Below are 25,922 nucleotides of genomic sequence, written 5' to 3'. Positions count from 1 at the left end.
GATTCTCGCCCTCGGTCAGTGATCCGGGCTGCGGGTGGTCCTTATCCTCGTCGCGAACCGACCCGACCTCAAGGAGGAGCTCATGTCCGACAACCCCGCCATCCTGCTCGTGCACGGAGCCTGGCACGGTTCCTGGTGCTGGGACGAGGTGCGCGCCCTGCTCGAGGCCGCGGGCCGCGAGGTGCACGCCGTCGACCTGCCGACGGTGCACGCGCCGAACAAGGCGGAGCTGACGCTCGCCGACGACGTGCGCACGGTGCGCGAGGCGGTGGATGCCGTGGCCGGCCCGGTCCTCGTGGTCGCTCACTCCTACGGCGGGGTGCCGACGACGCAGGCTGTCGTCGGGGCCGACAACGTCGAGCACCTCGTGTACATCGCGGCGTTCGCCCTCGACGCGGGCGAGTCGCTGCTCGGCGCGGTGGGCGGCGTCGCGCCCTCGTGGTGGGTCGTCGACGGCGCCCTCACCACGGCGGGCACGGAGGCGGAGCCGGCCGAGCAGCTGTTCTTCAACGACCTCCCCGCCGACGTGGCGCGAGCGAACGCGGCACGGCTCAGCTCGCAGGCGACGAGCCCGTTCCGGGAGGCGATCACCGCCGCGGCGTGGAAGACCGTGCCGTCGACCTACGTCATCACCGAACGCGACGGGGTCTTCCCCGTGTTCGCGCAGGAGGCACTCTCGGGGCGCGCCGGCTCGACCGTGCACCGCCTCGACACGAGCCACTCGCCGTTCCTGTCGCAGCCGCGCGCGACCGCGGACATCATCCTCGGCGTCTAGCCCCAACCGAGCCGGGTCGCGACGACGTCGGCGGCCCGGCTCGGGAAGGCATCCCACCCCGGCTCGAGCGTCGACCGCAGCAGCGTGAACAGGCCGCGCGCGGCATCCTCGACCGGCGCTCCGAGCGCCGCGCGCAACGACGCTCCCAGCTCGGGGTAGTCGCGCTCGAAGCGCCGCACGGGATCGATCGCGTCGCGTACCGATCCGGCGACGGGCACGCGGGCGCGCACCGCCCGCGTGAAGTGGTTGACCGCCCAGGCGTGCACGAACTGGCCGGCGACGAGCGACTCGCCGCGCCGCGAGCGGCCGACGCCGATGAGCAGTTTCACGAGCACGAGCCGCGCCTCGTTGACCGCGTCGGGCTCGGGCATCGCGACCACCCGCTCCTGGGCGGCGGCGATGAGCGCGGCCACCGTTCCGTCGTCGACGGGGATGCCGGCATCCTGGGTCGCGAGCGCTCCGCCGAGTTCCTCGGCCGTCGCTGCCGCGAACTCGAACACGTGCCCGTCGTCGTACACCGCGGCGAACCCGATCTCGCCCTCGCGCGCGACGAGCACGAGCCGTTCGGGGTCGGGCAGCCACGACGCGACGTCGCGCACGGCCTGCTCGTCACCCGGTCGGGCGAGCATGAAGAAGTCGTGGTCCGACCACTCGTCGCGCCGGGACGCGGCCGCCGGGGCGGCCGAGCCGAGCAGCACGAGGCCCGCGAAGCCCCGCGTGCGCGCGACCTCCGCGAGCGCCGCCGAACGCCGCTCGAACTCGGCTTCGCGGGTCACGATGTCCACGCCGGAGCCTGCACGCCGGGGGTCGACCACGCGACGAACTTCGGGCCGGTCGCCTCGGGATCGCCGTAGAGCAGGTCGGCGCCCTCCGGCAGCTGGATCGCGGCGACGCCGGAGCGCACCGCGAGCACGACGACGCATCCCTCCTCCGACTCGCGCACGAACGCGAGCGCCTCGTCGGAGACGTGCAGCCAGCGCAGCCCCCCGGTCGCGAGCACGGGGTGGGCCCGCCGCAGCGCGATCAACTCGCGGTACAGAGCACGGGTGTCCGCCGACTCGTCGATTCGCGACCACGGCAGCGGCGTGCGCGAGTTCTCGCCGTCGCCGCCGGTGAGGCCGAATTCATCCCCCGCCCACACCACCGGGATGCCGGGCAGCGTCATCGACAGGCCGACCGCCACCGGCACGCAGCCGGGCTTCGCGTGCGTCGCGAAGCGCGCGGTGTCGTGCGTGTCGAGCGGATGCATCGTGCCCAGCCGGGTGCGCCACGGGATGCCGGCGGTGAACCGCGTGTACGCCTCGACGACGTCGCCGCCCATGTAGTCCGGGATGCCGCCGATCGGCTGCCCGAAGAACCACGGCTCGGCGTTGGTCTGTCCTTGCGCGTCGACCCACGCCGGTCCTGTGCCGTCGGAGAGCCAGCCCCACACCGGGCGGGTGAAGTCGGTGTAGGTCATCGCGCCGTGCCAGCCGTCGCCCTGCAGGTCGCTCGTCGCGTCGTTGGTCGATTCGGCCAGCAGGATGGTGTCGGGGTTCACCTCCCGCATCGTGCGGCGGATGGTCTGCCGCACGTCGGCGTTGAGGTCGACGGTGCCGAGGCGACCCGTCATGTTGGCGACGTCGATGCGCCAGCCGTCGAGCGAGTACGGGGGTTCGAGCCACTTCGCGACCACGGAGTCGGCGCCTTCGATGAACCGGCGGCGCAACTCGTCGCTCGACCAGTCGAACTTCGGCAGCGACCGGGTGCCGAGCCAGCACTCGTACTCGACGTTCTTGTCGTCGAGGAAGTAGTAGAACGCGCTCTCGGGCGCCGACGGGTTGCCCCATGCCGCGCGGAACCACTCGTGCCGGTCGCCCGAGTGGTTGCTCGTGAGGTCGCCGATGATCTTGAAGCCGCGCGCGTGCGCCGCCTCGACGAGCCGCACGAGCGCCTCGTCTCCCCCGAGCAGCGGATCGACGACGGCGAACGACGAGGCGTCGTAGCGGTGGTTGGAGGCTCCCGGGAAGACGGGCGTCAGATAGAGCAGCGTCACGCCGAGATCGGCGAGGTGGTCGAGGTGTTCGATGACGCCGTCGAGGTCGCCGCCGTAGAACTGCTGCGAGCGGCCCGGCAGCGCGGGGTCGACGGGGTCGTCCCAGGATGCCGGGATCGCCCAGTCGGGCGTCGGGCGGTCGTCGGCCGCGGCGGAACGCGCGAAGCGGTCGGGGAAGATCTGGTACATCACGGCATCCGCCATCCACGACGGCGGGGCGTCGTCGGACGCGACGAGCGCGAAGTCGTCGGCATCCAGCGTCTCTGTGCGCGACAGCCCCGACTGCGAGAGCCAGTGCACGCGACCGTCGGCGTGCTGGAAGACGAAGCGGTAGCCGTGACGCGGGTTCTCGACGACGACCTCCGCCTCCCACCACGCCCAGCCGTCGACCGTGCCGGTGAGCACGGCGTCGCTCCAGCGGGGCTCGTGGTCGGGGTTGGAGCGCGTACGCACGGCGGCGAGGTCCCAGTCCGCCGGGACCCGCACCCGCACGCGCACGGCGTCGCCGAGTGCGGGGGTGGAGGTCGAGACGTGGAGCGGGGATCCGTCGTGATGAGGCGCGGCGGATGGGTTCATCTACTTGACGGCTCCTGAGGTGAGTCCACTGACGATGTAGCGCTGGAGGAAGACGAAGAGCAGCATCACCGGGATCGCCGACAGCACGGCACCGGCCGAGAAGAGGGTCCAGTTCTTGCTGGTCTCGTTGGAGACGAGCTGGTACAGACCCACGGCCAGGGTCTGCGATGACGGCTCGGTGAGGACCACGCTCGCGATGACGAACTCGCTCGCCGTGCCCACGAACGACAGTAGTGCGATGACGGCGAGGATCGGCGTGACGAGGCGCAGGATGATGCCGAAGAAGATCTGCGCGTGGCTCGCGCCGTCGATCTTGGCGGCCTCGTCGATCTCGCGCGGCACCGTGTTGAAGAACCCGTACATGAGGTACGTGTTCACGCCGAGCGCTCCGCCGAGGTAGACCATGATGAGCCCGAGCTGGGAGCCGAGCCCGAGAGCGGGGAAGATCTCGCCGATGCCGTAGAGCAGCAGGAAGATCGCGACGACCCCGAGCAGCTGCGGGAACATCTGCAGCAGCAGCAGCGACAGCAGCCCGATCCGACGCCCGACGAACCGCAGGCGCGAGAACGCGTAGGCGGCGAGCGCCCCGAGGAACACCGTGCCGATCGCCGCGATGATGCCGATCATGAGCGTGTTGCCGAACCACGCCGCGAAGGGCAGCGTCGGCGTGGTGAACAGTTCGATGTAGTTGCCGATGTCGACCGCCCGGAACAGCTGGTTCGACCCGACGAGCGTGCCCGTGGGGTTGAGGGATGCCGACAGCACGTAGAGCAGCGGGAAGCCGGCGAACGCGATCATCACGATGCCGATGAGGTGCCGCCATCCGGTCTCGCGGAACCACCGGCCGACGGGTCGGCGTCGTTCGCGGGCGAGCTTCGCCTTCTCCTCCGGGGTGTCGGTCCAGATCGCCTCGGCGTCGGCGGGGGTCGTCGTGCTCATCGGTCGATCTCCACTCATCGGTCGATCTCCTCGAGGGCCTTGGTCTGTCGGAAGCCGATGATCGAGACCACCGCGACGACGATGAAGATGATGATCGCGAACGCGCTCGCGAGGCCGTAGTCCCGCCCCGTGCCGCTGCCGAACGCCACCTTGTACACGAGCGTGATGAGCAGGTCGGTGGCGCCGGCATCCACACCCGCCTCGACGTTGCGCGGCCCGCCGCCCGTGAGCATGTAGATGACGTTGAAGTTGTTGAAGTTGAACGCGAACGACGAGATGAGCAGCGGCGCGACGCTGACCAGCAGCAGCGGCAACTTGATGAGCCGGAAGATCGACCACGGCCCCGCACCATCCACTCGGGCCGCCTCGGACAACTCGTCGGGGATCGACTGCAGCGCCCCCGTGCAGATGAGGAACATGTAGGGGAAGCCGAGCCACAGGTTGAGCAGCAGCACGCTCACCTTCGCGAGCCATGGATCGGTGAGCCACGGGATGTCGGCCCCGCCGAAGATCACCTGATTGACGAAGCCGAAGTCCTGGTTGAGCAGGCCGAGCCAGACGAGCCCGGAGAGGAACGCCGGGAAGGCGTACGGGAGGATGAAGAGGGTGCGGTAGAACCGCTTGCCGCGCATCCGCTTGTCGTTGAACACGATCGCGAGGAAGAGCCCGAGCGCGAACGTCGTGCCGACGCTGAGGAACGCGAAGGCGAACGTCCAGATCGTCGTCGCGATGAGCGGACCGCGGATCGACTCGGTGCCGAACGCGGTGACGAAGTTGTCGAAGCCGACGTCGATCTTCCAGCCCGGTGTGAGCTGACGGCCCGCGTCGTTCGCGTAGGCGCCCTCGCCGTTGTCGCGGTAGACGTCGCCCGTCTGGGTGTTGGTGAAGGTGTCGGCGACCTCGTCGTACTCGAGCAGCGAGAGATAGAGGTACGCCGTCGAGCCGTCCTGCGTGCGCAGCGACCCGTCGTTCGGATCGTCGGAGAGCGGCACGGCGAGGCTCGCGATCTCGCGCTGCCGCGAGATGAGGTCTTGGAAGCTGAGGGTCGTGTAGCCGGCGATGCCCGTCGCGCGACCTGTCGAGTCCTGCTCGTAGTCGTCGACCTCCGTGAGGGGACGGTCCTCGCCGCCGACGAACACGTCGCCGTCGGGGTCGGTCACGAGGAAGCTCGGGATGCCGAGCTGGTCGAGCACGGTCAACCGGTAGGCGGGCGAGTCGGGCACGCGCTGCTGCGACGTGAGCACGATCGCGTCGATCGCATCCTGTTTCGTCGAGTTGTGTCCGTCGCCGTAGTTGGTGAACGCGATGTAGCCGCTGTAGACGACGACGAAGATCTGGAAGATCGCGAGGAAGAGCACGCCGGGCAGCAGGTACTTCGCCGGCAGGAGCCCGCGCCGCAGGTACACGAAGTTGATGAGGGCCAGCACCGCGGTGGCGATCGCGAAGACCAGCCACTCCTGCTGCAGGAAGAGGATGAAGAGCGCGTAGACCGCGACCGCGTCGACGACCGCGAGGATCGCGATCTTGATCAGGATGCCGCGCACGCTCCGCGGCTGCGTGTCGATCATGCGCCGCTCACGCTTCGGCGTCTCTGTCGTCATGTCTCATCCTGTCGAGTGCAGCGATTTGCGTCGAGCGCACGTGATCGCGCAAATGCGCTCGACGCAAATCGGTGAAGTGGGCGGGGGATGCCGGGCGCCGGCCGTAGAGACCGGCGCCCGGGCGGGTGATCAGCCCGCGATCTTCCCCTCGATCGAGGCGACCATCGCCTGCCACAGCGCGACCGGGTCGCCCGTGTTGTTGATGATCGCGACCTCGGTGGCTCCCCAGTCGGCCCACACGGCATCCATCGCGGGCACGTTGGGCATCGGAACACCCTCGGCTCCGACGGCGCCGAATGCGGCCACATCGGCGTCGCCCTGCGCGGCCTCGAAGGCCGAGAGCAGCGCCGGGGCACGTCCACCGACCTCGTAGAGAGCGGTCTGCACCTCTTCGGTGCCGACGTAGTTGAGCAGGAACTCGCTCGCGGCGATCGGGTTCTCGCTCTTCGCGGAGATGTAGAAGCCCTGCACGCCCACGAACGGCGTGGCGGTCTCGCCGCCGGCCGTCGGGATGGCGTCGATCGAGTACTCGATGCCGGCCTCCGCGATCGCCGGGACGTTCCACGGGCCGGTCAGGAAGTACGGGGCCTTGCCCGCGATGAACTCCTCCTTGGCGATGTCGCCGGAGACGTTCGTGTTGAGCACGCCCGCCGCACCCCACGCCGCGAGCTGCGTCGCGAAGGCCTCGCCGCCGGCGCCGCCGAGGGCGAGCTTCGTCGGGTCGTAGGTGCCGTCGGCCGTGATCTCGAAGACCGTGGCGCCGAAGGATGCCTGCAGCGGGTACAGGTGGTACGGGTCGGCCGCGTTCGGGTCGAGCCCGACGAGGAACGGGTACTGCGCCTGGCCGGCCGCGATGAGCTCGTTGCCCGTGGCGATGGCCTCGTCCATGGTCGCCGGGGCCTCGGGCGCGAGCGCCGTGTTGCGCAGGAGGGCGATGTTCTCGACCGAGTACGGGAGGCCGTAGCTCTGGCCCTCGTAGCTCATGGCGGTGACGGCGACCTCCTGGAACTCCGCGGCCTTGTCGCCGAGCTCGAGCGGCGCGACGACGCCGTTCTGCACGAGCTTGCCGAGCCAGTCGTGCGCGCCGACGATGATGTCGGGGCCGTTGCCGGTGGGCACCTGGGTGACGAAGTCGTCACGGATGTCGCCGAACTCCTTGACCACGAGCTCGACGGTGACGCCGCGGTCCTCTTCGAACCGGGCGGCGACGTCTTCCATCACCTCGGCACGGTCGGCGTCGACCCAGATGGTGAGGGAGCCGCCGGTCTCGGCGCCTCCGCCGTCTCCGGCTGCGCAGCCGGCGAGCGTAAGGCTCGCGACGGCGACACCGCCGAGCGCGGTGAGAATGCGGGAATTCACCTTCATCGGTGTTTCCTTTCTGTGAGCGCGGCCCCGTTGCCGTGCTGTGCCGGTCGCGGGGCCGAGAGTCCGCTGCGATTGCAAGCGCTTCCATTGATAGCCGGAAAGTTTCGATCTGCCAAGCCCCCATCGTGTTAAACGTTGAGCCGAAAGCCCGCAACCGCTTCCGGGTAGGGTCGCGGGGTGTCGTAGGGTGACCGGGTGGCGAACTCGAACGACTGGTGGCGCACGGCCGTCATCTACCAGGTGTACCCCCGCTCCTTCGCAGACTCCGACGGCGACGGCATCGGTGACCTGCCCGGGATCACGGCGCGTCTCGACGCGCTCGGCGAGCTCGGCATCGACGCGATCTGGCTCTCTCCGTTCATGACCTCACCGCAGCGCGACGCGGGGTACGACGTCGCCGACTACTGCGGCGTCGACCCGCTCTTCGGCACCCTCGCCGACTTCGACGCCCTCGTCGCCGCCGCGCACGCCCGCGGCATCCGGGTCGTCGCCGACCTCGTGCCCAACCACTCGTCGAGCGACCACCCGTGGTTCCAGGAGGCTCTCGCCGCGGGCCCCGGCTCCGCCGAGCGGGCGCGCTACGTGTTCCGCGAGGGCACGGGCGTCGACGGCGAGCTGCCGCCGAACAACTGGCAGTCGGTCTTCGGCGGGCCGGCCTGGACCCGCCTTCCCGACGGCTGGTGGTATCTGCACATCTTCGACTCGAGCCAACCCGACTTCGACTGGTCGAACCGCTGGGTGCACGAGCAGTTCCACGACGTGCTCCGCTTCTGGCTCGACCGGGGGGTCGACGGCTTCCGGGTCGACGTCGCGCACGGGCTGGTGAAGGCAGACGGGCTGCCCGACTACACGCCGAACCCCGACTCCGCGAGCATGGGCGGCGACGTCGAGCTCGCGCCCTACTGGGGACAGGAGGGTGTGCACGAGGTGTACCGCGAGTGGCGCAAGGTGCTCGCGGAGTACGAGGGCGAGCGCGTGCTCATCGGCGAGGCGTGGGTCATGCCGCTGTCGCGGATGGCGCACTGGGTGCGCGCCGACGAGATGCATCAGACCTTCAACTTCGGCTACCTCGAGACCCCGTGGGATGCCGCAGCACTCCGCGCGATCGTCGACGAGTCGCTCGCCGCGTTCGGCGGCGTGGGCGCCCCCTCGACCTGGGTGCTGTCGAACCACGACGTCATCCGGCACACCTCGCGCCTCGCGCTCGTGCCGCCCCCTCCGCAGGGTGAGGGCATCGGGCCCCGCACCTCGCCGCGCCCGGACGAGATCGTCGGCCTGCGCCGGGGTCGCGCCGCGACGGCGTTCATGCTCGCGCTGCCCGGGTCGGCGTACCTCTACCAGGGCGAGGAGCTCGGCCTGCCCGAAGTGCTCGACCTTCCCGACGAGGCGCGTCAGGATCCGACCTTCCTCCGCACCGAGGGTCGCAACTACGGCCGAGACGGATGCCGAGTGCCCATCCCGTGGGAGGCGGAGGCACCCGCCGTCGGCTTCAGCCCGAGCGGCGCCTCGTGGCTGCCGCAGCCGCCGACCTGGGCTGCGTATGCTCGCGACACGCAGCGCGGCGTGCCCGGCTCGACGCTCGAGTTCTACCGTGCGGCCCTCGCGGCGCGGGCCGCACACGGGCTCGGCGCGGGGTCGCTCGAGTGGCTGCCTTCGGCGGAAGACGTCATCGCCTTCCGCAGCGCGGGCGTCACGGTCGTCGCGAACACGGGAGGCACGCCGGTGCCGCTGCCCGCCGGCGAGGTGCTGCTCGCGAGTGGCCCGGTCGCCGAGGGTGTCCTCCCCGGCGACACGACCGTCTGGCTCGTCTGACCCACCCCGCGGGGTGAGTGCCGCGCGCAGCGCGGTGTATCGAAACCGGGCACGACGAAACGTGGGGTTACGAGACGCGTCGCGCTGCGCGCGGCGCTCCTCAACCCGCGAAGGGCCCGTCAGCTCGCGTAGGTCTTCAGATACGTGTACGGGTCGACGTAGTGCATGCGGTCGCCGATCGCGACCGTGAAGTGCAGGTGCGCCCCGGTCGCCTGACCCGTGGCGCCGACGAGGCCGACGAAGTCGCCGACGACGATCTCCTGCCCGACGACGAGCGGCGTCGAGCCGCTCACCATGTGGGCGTAGCCGCTGTAGACGGCCTGTCCCTCGATCTGGTGCTCGATGACCACGTAGGTGCCCCAGCTGGAGCCGCCGCCGGACACGTCCACGACGACGCCGTCGGCCATGGCGAAGATCGCGGCGCCGTAGCCCGGGTTGAAGTCGATGCCGGAGTGGGCCGTCGAGCAGCCGCGGCAGGGCGCCGCGCGGTCGCCGAAACCACTCGAGATCGGCACGGCGTACGGGAACGGCCAGCGGATCGGGCCCGTCCCGATCGTGTAGTCGAAACTGCGGTTGCCGTAGCGCAGTCGCAGCATCTCGGCCCACGAGGTGACGCTCCACCCGTCGCGCTCGGCGAACGAGACGAGGGTGGGGTCGACCTCGACCGACTGCGAGTCCATCGCGAGCGACTCGGAGAGCTGCAGTTCGCTCGGGCCCCAGTCGAAGGCGTTGGCGGGCACCGACATGCCGAGTGCGAGAGCGCCGGCGAACAGCATGGCTCCGAACGAGAGCAGCCGCGCGCCGATGGTCTTCTTGCTCGTCTTAGGGCGACCGGCGGCCCGCACGGCATCCCGCCGCGTCGTGTTCTTCACGGCACGGCGCGGCGTCGAACGTGCGGACGACTTCGGGGCACCGCGTCGGGCGCCGGAGGGCGACGCGGCCGCGGACTCACCGGTGCACTCCTCGACGGTGCGCTCGCGGTCGCGAAGCTCACGCCGGGTCAGCGGAGTGGCGGCGAGCACCGCGGGCTGCTCGGCCCCGGACGGGAGCGCCGCACGCTCGGGAGCCGACGGGAGGTGCGGAGGGGTGCCGAAACCGAGGAACTCGAGGACCGGACGGTCCTCATCCTCGGTGGCGCTCATGCGGGAAGAAACTCCTGGAATACGGCCGTGGCGGACGACGGCCGGGTATCTCGGGTAGGTGCGACGGGGGTGTCGTCGGGACGCGGTCAATGTTAACGAAACGGCAACGATCGAGCCACTCCCCCCAACCTATTCCCAGGAACGCGGAATGCGCGCACCTCAGATCGGAAAGTCGAACGCTCCGAGTTCGTCGAGCAGCGGCTCGAGCCGCGCGACGAGGTCGGGATGTCCGGTCAGTACGAGCTCGCGCGACGGGGCCGCGCCGCGCATCCCGACGACCGCCGCGCCGGCCTCGCGGGCGATGATCGCGCCCGCCGCGTGATCCCACGGGCTGAGGGTGCGCTCGAAGTACGCGTCGTAGCGTCCGTCGGCGACGAAGCAGAGGTCGAGGGATGCTGTGCCCTGTCGTCGGATGTCGCGCACCTTCGGCAGCAGTCGGGCGACGACCTCGCCCTGGGTGCCGCGCCACTCGGCGTTGTAGGCGAACCCCGTGGCGATGAGCGCGAGCTCGAGCGGCGCGGGATCGGCGACGCGCAGCCGACGGTCGCCGCACCACGCCCCCGCGCCGACCTCCGCGGTGAAGAGCTCGCCGGTCGCCGGGTTGACGACGACGCCGACGCGGCCCGTCCAGGTGAGCGGATCGGGGGCGCCTTCGACGAGGGCGATGCTCACCGCGTAGTGCGGGAGTCCGTAGAGGTAGTTGACGGTGCCGTCGATCGGGTCGACGACCCAGGTCAGACCGCTCGATCCGGCGACCGAAGAGCCTTCCTCGCCGAGCACGCCGTCGTCGGGCCGGGCATCGAGCAGCCGGCCGAGCACCAGTCGCTCGACCTCACGGTCGGCCTCGGTGACGACATCGACGACCGTCGACTTGGTCGCCGCGACCGCGACGCCTTCCCGCCGGCGGCGAGCCGCGAGTTCCCCGGCTTCGAGGGCGACGGCGCGGGCGAGGTCGACGAGTTCGGACACGCACCCAAGCTACCCGGGCGGAGTGCGACCACCCGCCTCTCCGTCCCTGATAATGGTGCGGTCGGCGAGGGAAGCGCCGGCAGATGACGATAAGAGGTCCGATTGATCTTCCGCAGTCGAGACACGCTCCAGGCGTGGCTCACCGAGTTCCAGAGCCTGGACTACCCGTCGGACCGCACCCTGCGCGTGATCGAGCAGGACGGGGCCGACGGTGCGAACACCGGTCTCGTGGCTCTGCAGCTCGCCGGCGGCTTGAGCGCCTACGTGCAGCCCGACGGCGGTGACACCTGGGTGGTCACCTTCGAGTTCGGCGACGAGTCGTTCGAGCTCGACGCCGCGACGGTCTCCCGTCTGTCGTCGGAGCTCGCGACGGTCTCGGCGCTGTGCGGCTTCCTCCAGGCGAAGGCGGCCGCGGAACGCGACTAGCGCGGTTCAGCCGGTGGCGCGCCGCGTCAGTCCCGCGATGAGGTCGGCGACGCGCGCGGCATCGGCGGCGTCGAGCTCGGATGCCGCGCTCTCGAGCCCGGTGTCGAAGGCGGCGAGCGCCGACCACGGGGGCTGCGCGATGTCGACGGTCGCGGTGAGGCGCACGCTGCGTCCATCCGCGGGGTCGCGGTCGCGACGCACCACGTCGCGCCCGACCAATCGGTCGGTGAGCACGGTGACACCCGCGGAGGTGAGGCCGAGCACGGCGCTCAACGCGGACGGCTTCGATCCGGGGTTGTCGAGCAGGTAGAGCAACGCGCGGGCGTCGAGTTCGTTGATGCCGAGGGACTTCCGGGCCGCGAGCAGCGCCGTCGCCCGCGCATCGAGGTAGCCGCGGAGCGCGACACTGAGCGCCGACGGGCCACTCTTCGCAGCAGGCATCCTGCGCTCCCAACTCGTTCTCCGACGCCGTGGGACGTCGATCGGGCTCAGCCTACTCCCAGACGACCCCGATCCCTTAGTGATTTAGCAAACAAAATTAGGTAATTCGGTGAGACAGATCTAAACTCGAGGTCGCGGCACCCGCCGCCTGAACCCGCTGGGCGTCCCGAGCGCAGCAGATCGTGAACCACGATGTCTCTCGAGAACCACCCCGCCTCCTTCGACTCCATCGCCCGCGGCGACCTCGCGGCCACCGACGTCCCGCCCTCGATCTGGCTGTACAAGGGCGTGTCCTACGACCTCGTCCCCAACGGCCAAGGCTGGGACGTCCTCGCCGGCGCGCGACTCCTCGGCTGCCTCGAGCGCGACCTCACCGACGTGCAGACCCCGCTCACGTGGCGCATCCGCGATCCGCACCACGACGGCTTCGGCATCGGGGCCAGCTGGGGCGATTGGCAGGACGCCGTCATCGCCCTCATCGACTTCCGCGATCGCCGCGACGCCGAGGGCGAGTCGCACGACGGCTCCGCCTGACGCGTTCTCCCGCCGGAACGGCGGCGCTGATCCGACCCTTCACAACGTTGTAGACTCGCGGCGACTGGGAGGGAGCGCCGTGGCCGCCACCCTCCACGATGTCGCCAAACTCGCGGGCGTCTCGATCAAGACGGTCTCGAACGTCGTCAACGACCACCCCAACGTGCGCCCTGAGACGCGCGAGCGCGTGAAGGTCGCGATCGCGGAGCTCAGCTATCAACCGAACCTCTCCGCGCGCAGTCTGCGATCCGGGCGCAGCGGGGTCATCGGGCTCGTGCTCCCCGAGCTGAGCCTGAGCTACTTCGCGGAACTCGCCGACGCCGTCATCGCGCGCGCCGAGGAGCACGGGCTCGTCGTGCAGATCGAGAAGACGGGTGGGGAGCGCGACCGCGAACTCGCCACCCTGACCAGCCCGCGCGCGATGCTCGCCGACGGCATCATCTTCAGTCCGCTCGGCATGGGCCAAGACGACGCCGCCCTGCTCGAGGTGGGCTACCCGCTGGTTCTGCTCGGCGAGCGCATCTTCGGCGGACCCGTCGACCACGTGACGATGCGCAACGTCGAAGCGGCTCGGGCGGCCACCGCCGCGCTCATCGCCTCCGGGCGGCGGCGCATCGCCGTCATCGGCTCCCACGACGGCGAGGTCGTCGGCTCCGCTGCGCTGCGGGTTCAGGGCTATCGCGAGGCGCTCGACGCGGCCGGCATCCCCTTCGACCCGGCTCTCCTCGGCGACACGACGCTGTGGCACCGCGCGAACGGGGCCGAGGTCACCCGCGGGCTCATCGCGGCCGGCGTCGAGTTCGACGCCGTCTTCGGACTCAACGACGCGCTCGCGCTCGGGTCGATGCGCGTCCTCCAGGAGGCCGGGCTCGCCGTGCCGCGCGACGTCGCCGTCATCGGGTTCGACAACATCGAAGAGGCTCAGTACGCCGTGCCGAGCCTGACGACGATCGACCCGGGCCGGGCCGAGATCGCGAGTCGGGCGGTGGACATCCTGGTCGCCCGCATCCGCGAGACGGGCGACCCCGCCCCGGTCGAACAGGTGCTCGCCGACTTCGCGATCATCGAGCGCGAGTCGGTCTGACGAGAAGACGCCTCAGCGTGCGTGGTGCGCGAAGCGGTCGGCGACGGGGTTCCGCCGTCGCCGCAGCACACCCTCGGCATCCTCCTCGAGATCCCACAGGCCCATCCGCAGCCGGTGGTCCATCGGCGGTCGCGTGCTGTGCCGGTAGGTCCACTCGACCATGTCGGTGATGCACCACCAGGTGTAGCCCACGACGTCGACGCCCTCGGCCCGCAGCTCGTGCACCGCGGCGACGGAGGCGTCGAGCCACGCGATCCGCTCCTCGACCGTGCCCGTGTAGCTGGTCTCGGTGAGGTGGACGGGCTTGCCGTACCGCGCGGCGAACGTTCGCAGCACGTCCTTGAGCCCCTCGGTTCCCGCGTCGAAGCGCGGCCGCAGCGCCCCGGGGCCGCCGCCGAGCTCGACACCGGCTTCGAAGATCTCGGTGGAGTGCTGCGGGTAGTAGTTGACCCCGACGACGTCGGGCTGCGCGGTGTTCTCGCGCGCCCACGTGAGGTCGTCGTCGGTGAAGCCGTGCTCGAGCAGGTACGGCACGAGTGGATGCTCGGGACCCACGCGCCCCGTCACGAGGTCTTGCACGATATACGCCCGCTCGGCGAGGTGCGCGTGCGTGTCGCGATGCGCCTCGAGGTCGCCGGTGAAGCGGAACGAGGCCTCGACGTGCACGAAGTCGGCCGTCGGGTCGGCGGCGGCGATCGCGGACTGCGTCTCGACGATCCCCTTCGACAGCGCCCGCAGGAGCGTCGTGAAGCCGCGGTCACCGGAGAGGTACGGAGGCCAGTGGCCGAACTCGCCGCAGTACATCGCGTTGAGGAGCGGCTCGTTGGCCGGGGTGTAGTGCCGGATGCGGCCCTCGTAGCGCTGTGCCACGGCTGCCGCGTACTCGGCGATGCGCCGGGGGTAGTCGGGGTTCGCGAACTCCCCCTCGAGCCAGAGCGGCGTGCCGTAGTGCAGGAGGTCGGCGACGAGCGCGAGGCCCTGCTCCTCGAACGAGTCGACGACCCGGTCGAGCCACGACCAGTCGAAGCGACCGCGCTCCGGCTCGATGCGGTACCAGGGGATGCCCCACCGCACCTGGTCTGCGCCCACCTCGGCGCAGTGCGCGAGGTCCTCCTCCCAGAAGCGGTAGTGCTGCATGAGGTCGTACTCGTCGAGCGCGCGCTCGCCGGGACGCGTCTGCGGGATGAAGGTGTCTTCGACGCCGACGGCGAAACGCAGTCGGCCGTCGGCGTACCAGGCGGGGGAGGTCATCGTTCTCCGTCTCAGGTGGGGCGTGGGAGTGCCCCGCGGTCGCGCACGACGCCGACCGCGGGGCACCCGTGGATCAACCGGCGAGGATCGCTTCCATCTCGGACTGCGCCTCGGCCAGCAGTGCGGCGATGTCCTCGCCCGCCATGGCCTTCTGCGTCAGCGTGTCGAGCGCGACGAGCACGTCGGTCGACGGGATGACACCCGGCAGCAGCGCGACGCCGTACTGCGACTGCTCCGTGAGGGCGGCCACGACGGGGTTCTCGGAGACCTGGTCCGCCGTCACGTCGGTCGTGAGCGGAGGCCAGCCGGAGGCGAGCGACCACGTGACCATGTTCTCCTGTCCGTAGAACCAGTCGAAGAACGTCTGCGCCGCAGCCTTCTCCTCCTCGGTCGCCTGCGACGTCACCGTGACGTCGACGGCGAGAGCCGAGGCGGCGATGCCGTCCGGCCCCGCGGGGAGCGCGGCGATGCCGTAGTCGATGCCGGCACCCTCGGAGACCGAGGCCATCCACGGGCCGCCGAAGGTCATCGCGGCCTTGCCCGCGCTGAACAGCCCGTCGCCGTCGACGCCGGTGAGACCGGTCGGCGAGATCTTGTCGGTGGCGAGCGCGTCGGCCCAGAACTCGAGCGTCTCCGCGTTCTCGGGCGAGTCGACGACGACTTCGCCATCGGCGGTCACGACGTCACCGCCGCCGCTCTTGAGCAGCGACATCCAGACGCCGTTGCCGACCGTCTGGTGGTCCTGCAGCGCGAGTCCGTACTGCTCGGGCGTGCCGTCACCGTTGGAGTCGATGGTCAGCGCCGCGGCGGCGTCGACCCACTCTTCCCAGGTCGTGGGCACTTCGACGCCGGCGGCGTCGAACAGGGCCTGGTTGTAGAACATCGAGAGCGGGGTGAAGCTCAACGGCACGGCGTAGCGCTCGCCGGCGACGGTGCCGGTGGCGACGGCCTGCTCGTTGAGCGCACCGGCGCTGTCCGACGCCTCGTACCAGTCGTCGAGGGGGTGCAGGGCGCCGCGGTCGGCGTACACGGGGATGTGCTCCACCGGGAGAGCGAGGAGCTCGGGCCCCTCGTCGGCGGAGAGCGCCGGGAGCACGGTGTCGAGCAGGGTCGCCCACGGCTTGGTGATCGGCGTGATCTCGATCTCGTCCTGCGACTCGTTGAAGTCGGCGACGAGCTGGTCGAGGACCTTGCCGTCGGCCTCCGTGTAGCCGTGCCAGAACTCGAGCTCGATCGGACCGTCGCCGGAGCCGCCGGGCGCCGCGCAGCCGGCTGCTGTGAGCACGACGGCCGTCGCCACGGCCGCCGATGTGAAGAACTTTCTCATGGGTGCGTCTTCTCCTATCGACTGCATTGTCGTCGAAGCGGGTGGGAAGGCCCGCTCGTGTACAACGATGTAGTAAACGTTGTAGTGTCATATTGATCGAGGGTTGCGACGTTGTCAAGCGCGTCTTGACAGCCGGAAGTCGCCCTTTCTAAGGTCTCTACAACGTTGTAAGCAAAGGAGGTGATGACGACGTGACCGCAACGGCCCCGAGCACCCGAGCCCACCGCACTCCCGCGCGCCTCGGCGGCTCCGGACCCCTGACCGGACGCGGGCGCCGACGCCTCATCGTCGTCGCGTTCCTGCTTCCGGCGATGACGATCCTGGGCGCCTTCGTGTTCTGGCCGATGATCTCGGCGCTCGCACTGTCGTTCACCGACGCGAGCGGTTTCGGGCGCTCCGACTTCGTCGGTCTCGACAACTACGTCGAGATCGTCACCGACGCCGGCATCCTCCGGGCGATGGGCAACACGGCCCTGTACGCGGCGATCTTCACGCCCGCGGCGGTGCTGCTCGCGCTCGCCCTCGCGCTCGCGCTCAACCACCCGCGGCTCCCGCTCCGCGGCGCCCTCCGCACGGCGCTCTTCCTGCCCTTCATCGTCTCGATGGCGGTCGCGGCATTCGCCTGGCAATACCTCCTCGATCCGCAGGTCGGGCTCCTCGCCTACTGGCTGCAGGGAGGGGGCATCCCGCTCGGGAACGTCTTCACCGACCCGGCCCTCGCGATGCCGGCGGTCGCGCTCATCGCCGTCTGGAAGAGCTTCCCCTTCTACATGATCGTGTTCCTCGCCGGTCTCCAAGACATCCCGACGAGCCTGTACGAGGCCGCGACCGTCGACGGCGCCGGACCGTGGTCGCGCTTCCGCCACATCACCGTGCCGCTGCTCGGCAACACGACCGGTTTCGTGATCGTCGTCGCGACCATCGCCGCGCTCCAGGCGTTCGACCAGATCTACGTGCTGACCGGAGGCGGGCCGTACCGTTCCACGCAGACGGTCGTCATGCAGGTCTACGAGTCCGGCTTCCAGGACCTCCAGCTCGGCTTCGCCTCGGCACTCTCCTACGTGCTGCTCATCGCGACGCTCCTGCTGGGCCTCGTCCAGTTCGCCCTGTCCAGTCGCCGAGCACGGGATGCCGCCTCATGAGCACGCTCACCGGACGCGCCGCGCGCTCCCGCCTCGGCGGGGTGCTGCTGCTGATCGCGCTCGTCATGGTCGCCGCTCTCACACTGCTGCCGATCGCCATCGTCGCCTTCACCGCCTTCAAGCCGGTCGCCGAGGTCAACGCCTTTCCGCCGACGCTGCTGCCGGCGGAGTGGACGTTCGGCAACTTCACGCGCATCTTCGAAGAGCTGCCGTTCGCGCGACTCGTGCTCAACAGCTTCGTCTTCGCCGGCGGGGTGACCGTCATCGCGCTCGCGTTCGACTCGCTCGCCGCGTACGTGCTCGCCCGCATCGACTTCCGTGGCAACCGCATCCTGCTCGTCGCGATCATCGCGAGCCTCATGATCCCGTTCCAGGCGACGCTCGTGCCCGTCTACCAGCTCGTCGCCGACCTGGGCTGGGTGAACACCTACGCCGGGATGATCGCTCCGCGCGCCGCCGACGCGTTCGGCATCTTCTTCCTGCGCCAGTTCTTCCTGTCACTCCCGCGCGACCTCGACAGTGCCGCGCGCATCGACGGGGCGAGCGAGTTCCGCATCTTCCGCAGCATCGTGCTGCCCAACGCCGTCCCCGCCCTCGTCACCCTCGGGGTCTACATCTTCGTCAACAACTGGAACGACCTGCTCTGGCCGCTCGTCATGACGAACGACCAGGAGATGGGCACCCTCACCTCCGGACTCACCCTGCTGACGGGGCCCGGCGGCATCATCCCCTACGGCGTCATGATGGCCGGCGCGCTCGTCGCCCTCCTGCCGCTCGCGGTGCTGTTCCTCTTCCTCCAACGGCGCTTCGTCGCGAGCGTCGCGAGTTCCGGGCTCAAGTAGCCGCACCGATCCCAGAAAGACTCCATGTCGCACGCGAACCTGTTCCTCGACGTCCACTTCCCGGTGGGCACGGTCGAGCGCCGCCTCTTCGGCTCGTTCGTCGAGCACCTCGGCCGTTCGGTCTACGACGGCATCTACGAACCCGGCCACCCGCTGGCCGACGCCGCCGGCTTCCGCACCGACGTCGCCGACCTCGTGCGGGAGCTCGGCGTCTCGGCCATCCGCTACCCCGGGGGCAACTTCGTCTCAGGTTTCCGCTGGGAGGACAGCGTGGGGCCGCGCGAGTCGCGACCGACACGGCTCGACCTCGCCTGGCATTCGACCGAGACCAACCAGGTGGGCCTGCACGAGTTCGCGGAGTGGCTCGAGGGCCTCGGCAGCGAACTCATGCTCGCCCTCAACCTCGGCACGCGCGGCACCGCGGAGGCGCTCGAACTGCTCGAGTACGCGAACATCGCCTCGGGCACGACGAGGGCTGCCGAGCGGGCGGCGAACGGACGGGAGCGACCGTTCGGCGTGCGGATGTGGTGCCTCGGCAACGAGATGGACGGCCCGTGGCAGCTCGGCCACCGCTCGGCGGACGAGTACGGTCGCCTCGCCGCCCAGACCGCGAAAGCGATGCGGTTCCTCGATCCCGACCTCGAGCTCGTCGTCTGCGGCTCGTCGAGTCGCTCGATGCCGACGTTCGGCGAGTGGGAGCGCACCGTGCTGCTCCACACCTTCGACGACGTCGATTACATCTCCTGCCACGCCTACTACGAGGAGCGCGACGGCGACCTCGGCGGGTTCCTCGCGTCGGCCGTCGACATGGATGCCTTCATCGACTCGGTCGTCGCCACCATCGACCACGTGAAGGCGGTCACCCGCAGCACGCGCGACGTGAACATCTCGTTCGACGAGTGGAACGTCTGGTACAACTCCCGCTTCGAGAACGTCGACAAGATCACCGGCGTCGACAACTGGCCCACCGCGCCGCGGCTCCTCGAAGACGTCTACACCGTGGCGGACGCCGTCGTGGTCGGCGATCTGCTCATCTCGCTGTTGAAGCACGCCGACCGGGTGCGCAGCGCATCCCTCGCCCAGCTCGTCAACGTGATCGCCCCGATCATGACCGAGCCCGGCGGCATCTCGTGGAAGCAGACCACGTTCTTCCCGTTCGCCCTCACGTCGCAACTCGCGACCGGCAGCACGATCTCGACGCGCGTCGAGTGCGAGGACTACGACACCGCGGCGTACGGGTCGGTTCCCCTCGTCTCCGCCGTGGCGACCCACGACGTGGAGCTCGGGCGGGTGAGCGTGTTCGTCGTCAACCGGTCGACGACCGACGCCACCACGCTCGACGTCGACCTCGACGGCCTCGGTCCGGTGGTCCGCGCGACCGCGCAGACCCTCTCCGATGACGACCCCCATGCGGCGAACACGCTCGCCGAGCCCGAGCGGATCGGCCTGCGGGAGAACGCGACGCTGCGGGTCGAGGGGCGCACGGCGGCGATCGAGCTGCCGCCCGTCTCGTGGACGGTCGTCACGTTCGAGACCCGCTGAGGCCGACCCCCGCTACGACGTCATCCGCGGGTCGTCGGTCGGGTCGAGGTACTGCTCCGGGCATCCGTCCGTCGCCGCCTCGGGGCGAAGCTCGAAGTGCCACCGCTCGTTGGCGTAGGTCTGGCAGAGGCCGTACGCCGCCCCGTGGAGCGAGAGCCAGTAGGTCGCGTCGAAGTCGCCGATGTCGATCGCGTCGCCCGACACGTGCAGCGACGTCTCGGGACTCGCCACCCAGCGTCGTGCCTCCTCTTCGCTGCCGTAGTCCTGCACGGCCTCGCTGAGCAGACGCGCCTGGTACTCGGGCGAGCGCCAGCCGCTCGTCACGCGGAACGGGATGTCCTCGGCCGCGGCGTCCGCGGCGGCCCGCTGGATCGCGGCCAGTAGCTCGGGGTCGAGGTTCGCGAGCGCAGGATGCCCCACGTCGGTCACGAGCACCGTCTCGCCGTCCGCGATCTCGCCGTCGGCCGTCGGGCCGGTCGCGCTCGACCCGCCGCCGCCCGCGAGCGGCACGGTCGGCACCCCGGCGAGCACGTCGAGGACGAGCTTGCCGACGAGGGCCAGGGCCGCGACGAGGAGGAGCGAGAGCGCGACGACGGTGACACGGCGCCGGGCGTAGGTCGTGCGGGAGTTCATGCCCCCAGCGAAGGCGAGCGGATGTTGCCGTGCCGTATGCGGGAACGCATATGCCCGCGATATCCCCGCCTGCCTAGGCTCGGACCATGCGCGTGCTGATCGTCGAGGACGAGCCCCTGCTCGCGGGCGCGATCCGCGACGGTCTGCGGCTCGAGGCGATCTCCGCCGACGTCGCGGGCGACGGCGAGACGGCGCTCGCGATGTACGACCTCACCGACTACGACATCGCGGTGCTCGACCGCGACATCCCGGGCCCGAGCGGCGACGAGGTGGCCCGTCGCATCGTCGCCTCGGGACGGGGCACGCCCATCCTGATGCTCACCGCGGCCGACCGTCTCGACGACAAGGCGTCTGGCTTCGAGCTCGGCGCCGACGACTACCTCACGAAGCCGTTCGAGCTCCGGGAGCTCGCCCTGCGGCTGCGAGCCCTCGACCGGCGGCGCACGCAGCCCCGGCCGCCCGTGCGGGAGCTCGCCGGCCTGCGGCTCGACCCGTTCCGCCGCGAGGTGTTCCGCGAGGGGCGGTTCGTCGCCCTGACCCGCAAGCAGTTCGCCGTGCTCGAGGTGCTGATGGCGGCGGAGGGCGGCGTCATCAGCGCGGAGGAACTGCTCGAGCGCGCGTGGGACGAGAACGCCGACCCGTTCACCAACGCCGTGCGCATCACCGTGTCGTCGTTGCGCAAGCGTCTCGGCGAGCCCCGCGTCATCGAGACGGTCGCGGGCGTCGGCTACCGGATCGCCGCGCCGTGAGTGCGCGGCTGAAGCTCACCTTGAGTTACGCGGGCCTCGTGCTCGTGGCGGGCCTCGGGCTGTTCGCGGTCGTCGGGGTGTTCCTGCTGCGCTACGTGCCCGAGGACATCTCGGCGGGCGGGCCGTTCATCCCCGATCGCACCGACCTCGCGCGCGCCTTCCTCCCGCCGGCGGCGGCGATGCTCGGCTTCCTGGTCGTCGTCGGGCTCGTCGGCGGGTGGCTCCTGGCTGGACGGATGCTCGCACCTCTCCACCGCATCGGCGATGCCGCCCGGCAGGCAGCGGACGGCTCGCTCAGCCACCGCATCCGCCTCGACGGGCCGCGCGACGAGTTCCGGGAGCTCGCCGATCAGTTCGACGCGATGCTCGAGCAGCTCGAGGCGCATGTCGGCGAGCAGCGTCGGTTCGCCGCCAACGCGTCGCACGAGTTGCGCACGCCGCTCGCGATCTCGGCGGCGTTGCTCGACGTCGCCGCCCGCGACCCCGATCGGGATGTCGACGAGCTCATCGCCCGGCTCCGCGACGTCAACGCGCGCGCGAGCCGACTCACCGACGCCCTGCTGCTGCTCAGCCGGAGCGACCGCCGCGGCGCCGACGACGAGGAGGTCGACCTGTCGCTCCTCGCCGAGGACGTGGGCGAGACCCTTCTTCCGGCGGCCGAGCGGCGAGGCGTCAGCCTCGAGGTGACCGGCGAGGCGGCGTGGACGTTCGGCAACCCCGAGCTGCTGCGGCACCTCGTGATGAACCTCGTGCAGAACGCGATCGTGCACAACGTCGCGGCGAGCGGCACGGTGTCGGTGCGCACCGCGGCGGTCGACGGTGCGAGCGAACTCGTGATCGAGAACACCGGTCCACCGCTGTCGTCGGAGTTGCTCGCGACCCTGGGCGAGCCTTTCCAGCGCGGAGCGGAGCGGATGCGGTCGGGCTCCGACGATCACGCCGGGACGGGCCTCGGCCTCGCGATCGTGGCGAGCATCGTGCGCGCCCACGACGGCTCCGTCTCCTTGTCACCGCGCCCCGGCGGGGGGCTCATCGCGACCGTGCGGCTGCGGGGGCGGAGGAGTCAGGCCGTCGCGTAGGCGGCGTTGATCTCGCCGCCCTGGTAGCCGCGGTGCACCTTGCCGCGCACCTCGGGCACGTCGGCCTCGTTGCCCCACACCTGCCAGCCGGGCTGCGCCTGGCGGGCGAACATCTCGAGGTACGGGCCGGGCGAGCACGACTCGATGAACGAGTACTGCTCGTCGGGCTTGCGGGAGTGCTCGCGCTTCCGCGTCTCGATCATGTTCACCTGCGACCGCGCGGGCGGCAGCGTGCGCATGCGGCCGCGCACGCCGAACAGGATGAGCTCGGTGACGTTGCGGAAGTAGAAGCCCACACCTCGACCGTCCGGGCCTCCGTCGGCACGACGCTTGGCCCACACGACGTTGGAGACGTAGCGGAAACCCCAGGCCTTCATGACATCCATGCCCTCGGGCAGGAGCGCGTTCGGCACCCACAGGTAGAGGTGCGCGTTATCGGCGACGTGGTCGGCGACCGGCAGTGCCTTGATCGCCTCGAGGTCCATCGTGTCGTAGCGGTCGAGCCGGCGGTGCTCGGGGGCGACCTTGCCGGTGCGGTTCGTGAAACGCCACGGCGGGTCGGCCATCACCGTCTGGAACCCTCCGGCGACGGTCGGCAGCGGCACGAAGGGTGTCGGTTGGACGTCTGCTCGAAGGGGGTTGGCCATGATGGGAAAACCCTACCCGGGGCCTCCGTCGTCGCGGCTCCGGCCCGCCGACGTCGAGCGGCTACGGCTCGGGATCGACGTCCTGCTCGAGCGCGAACAGCTCCGCGACGTCGTCGTCGACCTCGACGTGGGGTGCTCCGACGCCCCTCCCCGCCCAGGTCGCGGTCGTGATCGCGATGCCGAGCAGCGGGCATCCGCCGGCATCCCCGCGCGTGAGGCGCGGCTCGAGCTTGGCCATGTTGGTCGTCGTCGTGGTGCCGAGCCGGCGGAAGGCATCCTCGCTGCCGAGCGTCGTGCCGGCCAGGTCGCGGATCGCGTAGTGGTCGCGCGTGACGATGATGCCCACGTCGATGAGGCCGAGGTCGTAGAGCGCGCGATAGGCGGCGAGGTCGCGGTCGAGGTTGCCGTCCTTCGCGTTCCACTCGACGTCGAGCGCGACGCGGCCCTTCATGTTGTCGACCTCGAAGCCCTCGTTGCGCACCTCCTGCGTGAGGAAGTGGTCGTCGTACTCGCGGCTGAAGCTCTTCGACTTGCGCCGACCCTCCAGCCGAGACACGGTGTTGATGCGCACGGCATCCCAGCCCCGCGCCGCGAAGGCGGCGTCGAGTCGGATGGCGATCTGCCCGCGGTTGCCTCCCGCGACGAGGATGTCGGAGTCGTAGATGCTGAAGCCGTCCAGCACCGCGAGGAGGTCGGCGAACTGGTCGGGGTTCGACGCCTGGAGCACCGCGGCGGCGTTGCGGGTCTCGCGCCACAGGTAGCGGACGTGCACCCCGGCGGGGATCACGGACTCGAACGACGAGGTGAGCTCCATGTCGGCAGGCTATCCGCCCGGCGAAAATCTCTCGGCACACGTGTCGATCGGCACTCCCGCCGTTCGACGTACAACTGAGAGGGTCGAGAGGCGACCCCGACTGCAGGAGGAACCATGTCTCGCGACATCGTCTACACCGGCTTCATCACCGTCGACGGGATCGTCGACTCGCCCGGCGGCGCGGTGGAAGGTCATCCGAACGGCGGATGGGTCATGCGCACGCCGTTCGACGCCGACGCGTACTCGCTGAAGGGTGAGGAGCTCGCCGACACGTCGGCGCTGCTCTTCGGCCGCCGCAGCTACGAGGCGTTCGCCCCGTTCTGGCGCGAGTCGGAGGACCACGCCGCGTATCGCGACCTTCCCAAGTACGTCGTCTCGACGACGCTGCAGGAAGATGCGCTGCTCGACGGGTGGGGTGAGACGACGATCCTGCGGTCGACGGATGACGTCGCCGCCCTGCGCGCCGGTGACGGCGGTGGCGTGTTCATCCACGGCAGCGCCGAGCTCGCGCGGCGCCTCGCCGAGGCCGGCCTCGTCGACCGCTACAACCTGCTCGTGTTCCCCGCGCTGCTCGGCTCGGGCAAGACGATCTTCCCGTCCGCGCAGCGAGAGCAGCGGCTCGCGCTGCGGGAGTCGGCCGCCTACGCGAACGGTGTCGTCAAGGTCGTCTACGACGTGAGCTACTGACGACCGGAGCCGCCGCCGGTCGGCGGGCGGAGGAACTCGCGTCGCGGGTCGGCGATGAGCGCCTCGAGCGGCATGATCGCCGCGCCGAGGGCGACGGTGTCGCCGCCGAACGTGCTGGCCCGCAGATCGAACTGCGAGCCGGGACGCTCGAGCGACTCCGCGCGGGTGGCCGCCTCGATGCGGTGCTGCAGTGTCTCCATGAGCCGCAGGCCGACCCAGCCGCCGATGACGATGCGCTCGGGGTTGGTGAGGTTGACGAGACCGCCGAGCGCGGAGCCGAGGGTCGCGACGAGCTCGTCGACGACGGCCGCCGCGACCGGGTCGCCCTCGCGGTCGGCGTCGAGCAGCTCGCCGACCGCACGCCATCCCGACCCGTCGGGCGTGCCCCCGGCCTCGCGCCAGGCCGCCAGGATCGCGTCGGCACCGAGGTACGCCTCGACGCACCCGCGTCCGCCGCAGCGGCAGAGCCGGCCACCGCGCTCGATCTTCACGTGGCCCCACTCGCCGGCGCTGCTCGTGAGCCCGCGTGCGAGCTCGCCGCCGCTCACGATGCCGAGGCCGACGCCGCGGCCGAGCAGTACGACGAGGGCTTCGCTGAGCCCGCGCGCGGCGCCGTCCCAGAGCTCCGCCATCGCCTGTGTCTTCGCACCGTTCTCGGCGAAGATCCTCAAGGGTCGGCTGATCAGTTCAGCCGTGTCGACGGGCGGCCAACCGAGGCTCTGTGCGTAGAGGATCTGGCGGCCGTCGGCATCCGTCTCGACGATGCCGGGAAGCGCGAGGCCGATGCCCACCACGCGGGTCCAGGCCGCCGGATTGCGCTCCGCGAGGGCGTCGAGGGCGGCATCGAGGTCGGCCGCGATGGTCTCGATCTGCTCCTCGGTGCGGCCGCCACGGAACTCGCGGTCGACGCGGTTCATGCCGAGGTCGAAGAGCTCGACCGCGACGCCGCGCTCGCCGACGTCGGCTCCGAGGAAGTACGCCCCGGCGGGGTCGGGTTGCAGGAACGTCACCGGGCGGCCCCCGCGTGACGATGCGACCCCGGCTTCGACGATGAGTCCCTCGGCGATCAGGTCCGCGACGAGGTTGGTGGCCGACGCGACCGAGACGCCGCACTCCGCGGCGAGCGTGGCACGGGTCGTGCGTCCCGCGCGGATGACGCTGCGCAGCGCCTCGGACACGTTGCGACGTCGCACGTCGCTCACGTTCGCGGGGCTCGCAGCGGCGGCGCGCGGGCTCATGGTCGGAAACCTATCAACCCGCACCCGGATGGATCGTCGCGAGGCGCACATCCTCGGTGGCGGTCACGCGCAGCCCGCGCGGGGTCGCCTCGACGCGGCAGGCGACCGGCTCGCCCGCCGCATCCCGCACGACCGTCGCCGCGGCCGAGACGCGCTCGAGCTCGAACTCGAGCCAATCGCCCGCGGCGAGCGCCGCGACGACGACCTCCGAGTCGAGGTACGGCCGGCCGTCCTGGCTCTGCTGGAACGGGTTGGGGTCGTGGTCGCCGGGG

General features: G+C 70.5%; 26 protein-coding genes. 11 read left to right on the top strand and 15 right to left on the bottom strand.

From position 1 onward, the window contains the following. The first annotated feature begins 82 nt into the window (after nt 1–82). Nucleotides 83–775, top strand: coding sequence for an alpha/beta fold hydrolase (locus ACO1X9_RS01685; RefSeq protein ID WP_486349102.1), 693 nt, complete (start codon nt 83–85; stop codon nt 773–775). Here the strand turns inward: ACO1X9_RS01685 and ACO1X9_RS01680 are convergent. From ACO1X9_RS01680 to ACO1X9_RS01660, 5 genes are all read right to left on the bottom strand, one after another. After that, on the bottom strand, nt 772–1,560 hold the full coding sequence (locus ACO1X9_RS01680; RefSeq protein ID WP_486349101.1) for a hypothetical protein: 789 nt from the start codon (nt 1,558–1,560) through the stop codon (nt 772–774). The two genes, ACO1X9_RS01685 and ACO1X9_RS01680, sit on opposite strands and share 4 nt — an antisense overlap. Next, the gene (locus ACO1X9_RS01675) at nt 1,548–3,386 is read right to left on the bottom strand and encodes a glycoside hydrolase family 13 protein (RefSeq protein WP_486349100.1); all 1,839 of its coding nucleotides are present in this window, start codon (nt 3,384–3,386) and stop codon (nt 1,548–1,550) included. The genes ACO1X9_RS01680 and ACO1X9_RS01675 overlap by 13 nt, the downstream gene beginning before the upstream one ends. Then, entirely contained in the window at nt 3,387–4,325 is a 939-nt protein-coding gene (locus ACO1X9_RS01670) for a sugar ABC transporter permease (RefSeq protein WP_486349099.1), read from the bottom strand. 14 nt (nt 4,326–4,339) lie between these two features. Next, nucleotides 4,340–5,926 carry an ABC transporter permease subunit gene (locus tag ACO1X9_RS01665; protein WP_486349098.1) on the bottom strand — a complete coding sequence of 529 codons (1,587 nt, stop codon included), beginning with the start codon at nt 5,924–5,926 and terminating at the stop codon, nt 4,340–4,342. A gap of 129 nt (nt 5,927–6,055) precedes the next feature. Beyond that, a complete protein-coding gene (locus tag ACO1X9_RS01660) occupies nt 6,056–7,291 on the bottom strand; it encodes a sugar ABC transporter substrate-binding protein (protein WP_486349097.1) in 1,236 nt (411 codons plus the stop codon). A 195-nt stretch (nt 7,292–7,486) separates the two neighbouring features. Here ACO1X9_RS01660 and ACO1X9_RS01655 point away from each other — a divergent pair, with 195 nt between their 5' ends. After that, the gene (locus ACO1X9_RS01655; RefSeq protein ID WP_486349096.1) at nt 7,487–9,103 is read left to right on the top strand and encodes a glycoside hydrolase family 13 protein; all 1,617 of its coding nucleotides are present in this window, start codon (nt 7,487–7,489) and stop codon (nt 9,101–9,103) included. Between the two features lie 119 nt (nt 9,104–9,222). On the opposite strand, the gene ACO1X9_RS01650 is transcribed toward ACO1X9_RS01655, so the two are convergent. Beyond that, on the bottom strand, nt 9,223–10,245 hold the full coding sequence (locus ACO1X9_RS01650; RefSeq protein WP_486349095.1) for a M23 family metallopeptidase: 1,023 nt from the start codon (nt 10,243–10,245) through the stop codon (nt 9,223–9,225). 159 nt (nt 10,246–10,404) lie between these two features. After that, nucleotides 10,405–11,214, bottom strand: coding sequence for an inositol monophosphatase family protein (locus tag ACO1X9_RS01645; RefSeq protein WP_486349094.1), 810 nt, complete (start codon nt 11,212–11,214; stop codon nt 10,405–10,407). Between the two features lie 102 nt (nt 11,215–11,316). Between ACO1X9_RS01645 and ACO1X9_RS01640 the strand changes: the two genes are divergently transcribed. Continuing rightward, nucleotides 11,317–11,640, top strand: coding sequence for a hypothetical protein (locus ACO1X9_RS01640; protein WP_486349093.1), 324 nt, complete (start codon nt 11,317–11,319; stop codon nt 11,638–11,640). Nucleotides 11,641–11,646: 6 nt separating this feature from the next. Here the strand turns inward: ACO1X9_RS01640 and ACO1X9_RS01635 are convergent, their stop codons facing one another. After that, the gene (locus ACO1X9_RS01635) at nt 11,647–12,081 is read right to left on the bottom strand and encodes a MarR family transcriptional regulator (RefSeq protein ID WP_486349092.1); all 435 of its coding nucleotides are present in this window, start codon (nt 12,079–12,081) and stop codon (nt 11,647–11,649) included. A 192-nt stretch (nt 12,082–12,273) separates the two neighbouring features. On the opposite strand from ACO1X9_RS01635, the gene ACO1X9_RS01630 reads away from it, so the two are divergent. Together ACO1X9_RS01630 and ACO1X9_RS01625 are read left to right on the top strand one after the other, a co-directional pair. Next, nucleotides 12,274–12,615: a hypothetical protein gene (locus ACO1X9_RS01630; protein WP_486349091.1), complete on the top strand. Its 342-nt coding sequence runs from the start codon at nt 12,274–12,276 to the stop codon at nt 12,613–12,615. Between the two features lie 79 nt (nt 12,616–12,694). Beyond that, entirely contained in the window at nt 12,695–13,699 is a 1,005-nt protein-coding gene (locus tag ACO1X9_RS01625; protein ID WP_486349090.1) for a LacI family DNA-binding transcriptional regulator, read from the top strand. A gap of 12 nt (nt 13,700–13,711) precedes the next feature. On the opposite strand, the gene ACO1X9_RS01620 is transcribed toward ACO1X9_RS01625, so the two are convergent. Together ACO1X9_RS01620 and ACO1X9_RS01615 are read right to left on the bottom strand one after the other, a co-directional pair. After that, complete coding sequence (locus tag ACO1X9_RS01620) at nt 13,712–14,950, bottom strand: family 1 glycosylhydrolase (RefSeq protein ID WP_486349089.1); 1,239 nt, start codon at nt 14,948–14,950, stop codon at nt 13,712–13,714. A gap of 73 nt (nt 14,951–15,023) precedes the next feature. Beyond that, the gene (locus tag ACO1X9_RS01615) at nt 15,024–16,277 is read right to left on the bottom strand and encodes an ABC transporter substrate-binding protein (protein ID WP_486349088.1); all 1,254 of its coding nucleotides are present in this window, start codon (nt 16,275–16,277) and stop codon (nt 15,024–15,026) included. A gap of 191 nt (nt 16,278–16,468) precedes the next feature. Here ACO1X9_RS01615 and ACO1X9_RS01610 point away from each other — a divergent pair, with 191 nt between their 5' ends. From ACO1X9_RS01610 to arfA, 3 genes are read left to right on the top strand one after another with little or no spacing between them, the layout of a single operon-like run. After that, nucleotides 16,469–17,419 (top strand): carbohydrate ABC transporter permease, encoded by a 951-nt coding sequence (locus ACO1X9_RS01610; RefSeq protein ID WP_486349087.1) that lies wholly within the window; start codon nt 16,469–16,471, stop codon nt 17,417–17,419. Continuing rightward, nucleotides 17,416–18,261, top strand: coding sequence for a carbohydrate ABC transporter permease (locus ACO1X9_RS01605; RefSeq protein ID WP_486349086.1), 846 nt, complete (start codon nt 17,416–17,418; stop codon nt 18,259–18,261). Before ACO1X9_RS01610 ends, ACO1X9_RS01605 begins: the two co-directional genes overlap by 4 nt. Before the next feature lie 24 nt (nt 18,262–18,285). Further along, complete coding sequence (gene arfA / locus ACO1X9_RS01600) at nt 18,286–19,803, top strand: arabinosylfuranosidase ArfA (RefSeq protein WP_486349085.1); 1,518 nt, start codon at nt 18,286–18,288, stop codon at nt 19,801–19,803. Nucleotides 19,804–19,815: 12 nt separating this feature from the next. Here the strand turns inward: arfA and ACO1X9_RS01595 are convergent, their stop codons facing one another. After that, nucleotides 19,816–20,436, bottom strand: coding sequence for a M15 family metallopeptidase (locus ACO1X9_RS01595; RefSeq protein ID WP_486349084.1), 621 nt, complete (start codon nt 20,434–20,436; stop codon nt 19,816–19,818). A gap of 86 nt (nt 20,437–20,522) precedes the next feature. Here ACO1X9_RS01595 and ACO1X9_RS01590 point away from each other — a divergent pair, with 86 nt between their 5' ends. Both ACO1X9_RS01590 and ACO1X9_RS01585 read left to right on the top strand, forming a co-directional pair. Beyond that, nucleotides 20,523–21,185, top strand: coding sequence for a response regulator transcription factor (locus ACO1X9_RS01590; protein ID WP_486349083.1), 663 nt, complete (start codon nt 20,523–20,525; stop codon nt 21,183–21,185). Then, nucleotides 21,182–22,264, top strand: a complete 1,083-nt coding sequence (locus ACO1X9_RS01585) for a sensor histidine kinase (RefSeq protein WP_486349082.1) — start codon at nt 21,182–21,184, stop codon at nt 22,262–22,264. The genes ACO1X9_RS01590 and ACO1X9_RS01585 overlap by 4 nt, the downstream gene beginning before the upstream one ends. On the opposite strand, the gene ACO1X9_RS01580 is transcribed toward ACO1X9_RS01585, so the two are convergent. Continuing rightward, nucleotides 22,249–22,911, bottom strand: coding sequence for an MT-A70 family methyltransferase (locus ACO1X9_RS01580; protein ID WP_486349081.1), 663 nt, complete (start codon nt 22,909–22,911; stop codon nt 22,249–22,251). The genes ACO1X9_RS01585 and ACO1X9_RS01580 overlap by 16 nt on opposite strands. A 61-nt stretch (nt 22,912–22,972) precedes the next feature. Beyond that, on the bottom strand, nt 22,973–23,725 hold the full coding sequence (locus ACO1X9_RS01575) for a BglII/BstYI family type II restriction endonuclease (protein ID WP_486349080.1): 753 nt from the start codon (nt 23,723–23,725) through the stop codon (nt 22,973–22,975). A gap of 114 nt (nt 23,726–23,839) precedes the next feature. Between ACO1X9_RS01575 and ACO1X9_RS01570 the strand changes: the two genes are divergently transcribed. Further along, a complete protein-coding gene (locus ACO1X9_RS01570) occupies nt 23,840–24,412 on the top strand; it encodes a dihydrofolate reductase family protein (RefSeq protein WP_486349079.1) in 573 nt (190 codons plus the stop codon). Here the strand turns inward: ACO1X9_RS01570 and ACO1X9_RS01565 are convergent. Together ACO1X9_RS01565 and ACO1X9_RS01560 are read right to left on the bottom strand one after the other, a co-directional pair. Then, entirely contained in the window at nt 24,406–25,650 is a 1,245-nt protein-coding gene (locus tag ACO1X9_RS01565; protein ID WP_486349078.1) for an ROK family protein, read from the bottom strand. The two genes, ACO1X9_RS01570 and ACO1X9_RS01565, sit on opposite strands and share 7 nt — an antisense overlap. 13 nt (nt 25,651–25,663) lie before the next feature. Continuing rightward, a partial coding sequence (locus tag ACO1X9_RS01560) for a hypothetical protein (RefSeq protein ID WP_486349077.1) occupies nt 25,664–25,922 on the bottom strand: 259 nt, incomplete at its 5' end.

The sequence above is a fragment of the Pseudolysinimonas sp. genome, assembly GCF_057350545.1.
The sequence above is the reverse complement of the archived record's forward strand: the minus strand, read 5'-3'. Positions and strand labels throughout refer to the sequence as shown.

Coding starts and splice junctions, on each gene's coding strand:
- ACO1X9_RS01685 (WP_486349102.1), top strand. CDS start 83: ATGTCCGACAACCCCGCCATCCTGCTCGTGCACGGAGCCTGGCACGGT.
- ACO1X9_RS01675 (WP_486349100.1), bottom strand. CDS start 3,386: ATGAACCCATCCGCCGCGCCTCATCACGACGGATCCCCGCTCCACGTC.
- ACO1X9_RS01670 (WP_486349099.1), bottom strand. CDS start 4,325: ATGAGCACGACGACCCCCGCCGACGCCGAGGCGATCTGGACCGACACC.
- ACO1X9_RS01665 (WP_486349098.1), bottom strand. CDS start 5,926: ATGACGACAGAGACGCCGAAGCGTGAGCGGCGCATGATCGACACGCAG.
- ACO1X9_RS01660 (WP_486349097.1), bottom strand. CDS start 7,291: ATGAAGGTGAATTCCCGCATTCTCACCGCGCTCGGCGGTGTCGCCGTC.
- ACO1X9_RS01650 (WP_486349095.1), bottom strand. CDS start 10,245: ATGAGCGCCACCGAGGATGAGGACCGTCCGGTCCTCGAGTTCCTCGGT.
- ACO1X9_RS01635 (WP_486349092.1), bottom strand. CDS start 12,081: ATGCCTGCTGCGAAGAGTGGCCCGTCGGCGCTCAGTGTCGCGCTCCGC.
- ACO1X9_RS01630 (WP_486349091.1), top strand. CDS start 12,274: ATGTCTCTCGAGAACCACCCCGCCTCCTTCGACTCCATCGCCCGCGGC.
- ACO1X9_RS01620 (WP_486349089.1), bottom strand. CDS start 14,950: ATGACCTCCCCCGCCTGGTACGCCGACGGCCGACTGCGTTTCGCCGTC.
- ACO1X9_RS01615 (WP_486349088.1), bottom strand. CDS start 16,277: ATGAGAAAGTTCTTCACATCGGCGGCCGTGGCGACGGCCGTCGTGCTC.
- ACO1X9_RS01605 (WP_486349086.1), top strand. CDS start 17,416: ATGAGCACGCTCACCGGACGCGCCGCGCGCTCCCGCCTCGGCGGGGTG.
- arfA (WP_486349085.1), top strand. CDS start 18,286: ATGTCGCACGCGAACCTGTTCCTCGACGTCCACTTCCCGGTGGGCACG.
- ACO1X9_RS01595 (WP_486349084.1), bottom strand. CDS start 20,436: ATGAACTCCCGCACGACCTACGCCCGGCGCCGTGTCACCGTCGTCGCG.
- ACO1X9_RS01590 (WP_486349083.1), top strand. CDS start 20,523: ATGCGCGTGCTGATCGTCGAGGACGAGCCCCTGCTCGCGGGCGCGATC.
- ACO1X9_RS01580 (WP_486349081.1), bottom strand. CDS start 22,911: ATGGCCAACCCCCTTCGAGCAGACGTCCAACCGACACCCTTCGTGCCG.
- ACO1X9_RS01575 (WP_486349080.1), bottom strand. CDS start 23,725: ATGGAGCTCACCTCGTCGTTCGAGTCCGTGATCCCCGCCGGGGTGCAC.
- ACO1X9_RS01570 (WP_486349079.1), top strand. CDS start 23,840: ATGTCTCGCGACATCGTCTACACCGGCTTCATCACCGTCGACGGGATC.
- ACO1X9_RS01565 (WP_486349078.1), bottom strand. CDS start 25,650: ATGAGCCCGCGCGCCGCCGCTGCGAGCCCCGCGAACGTGAGCGACGTG.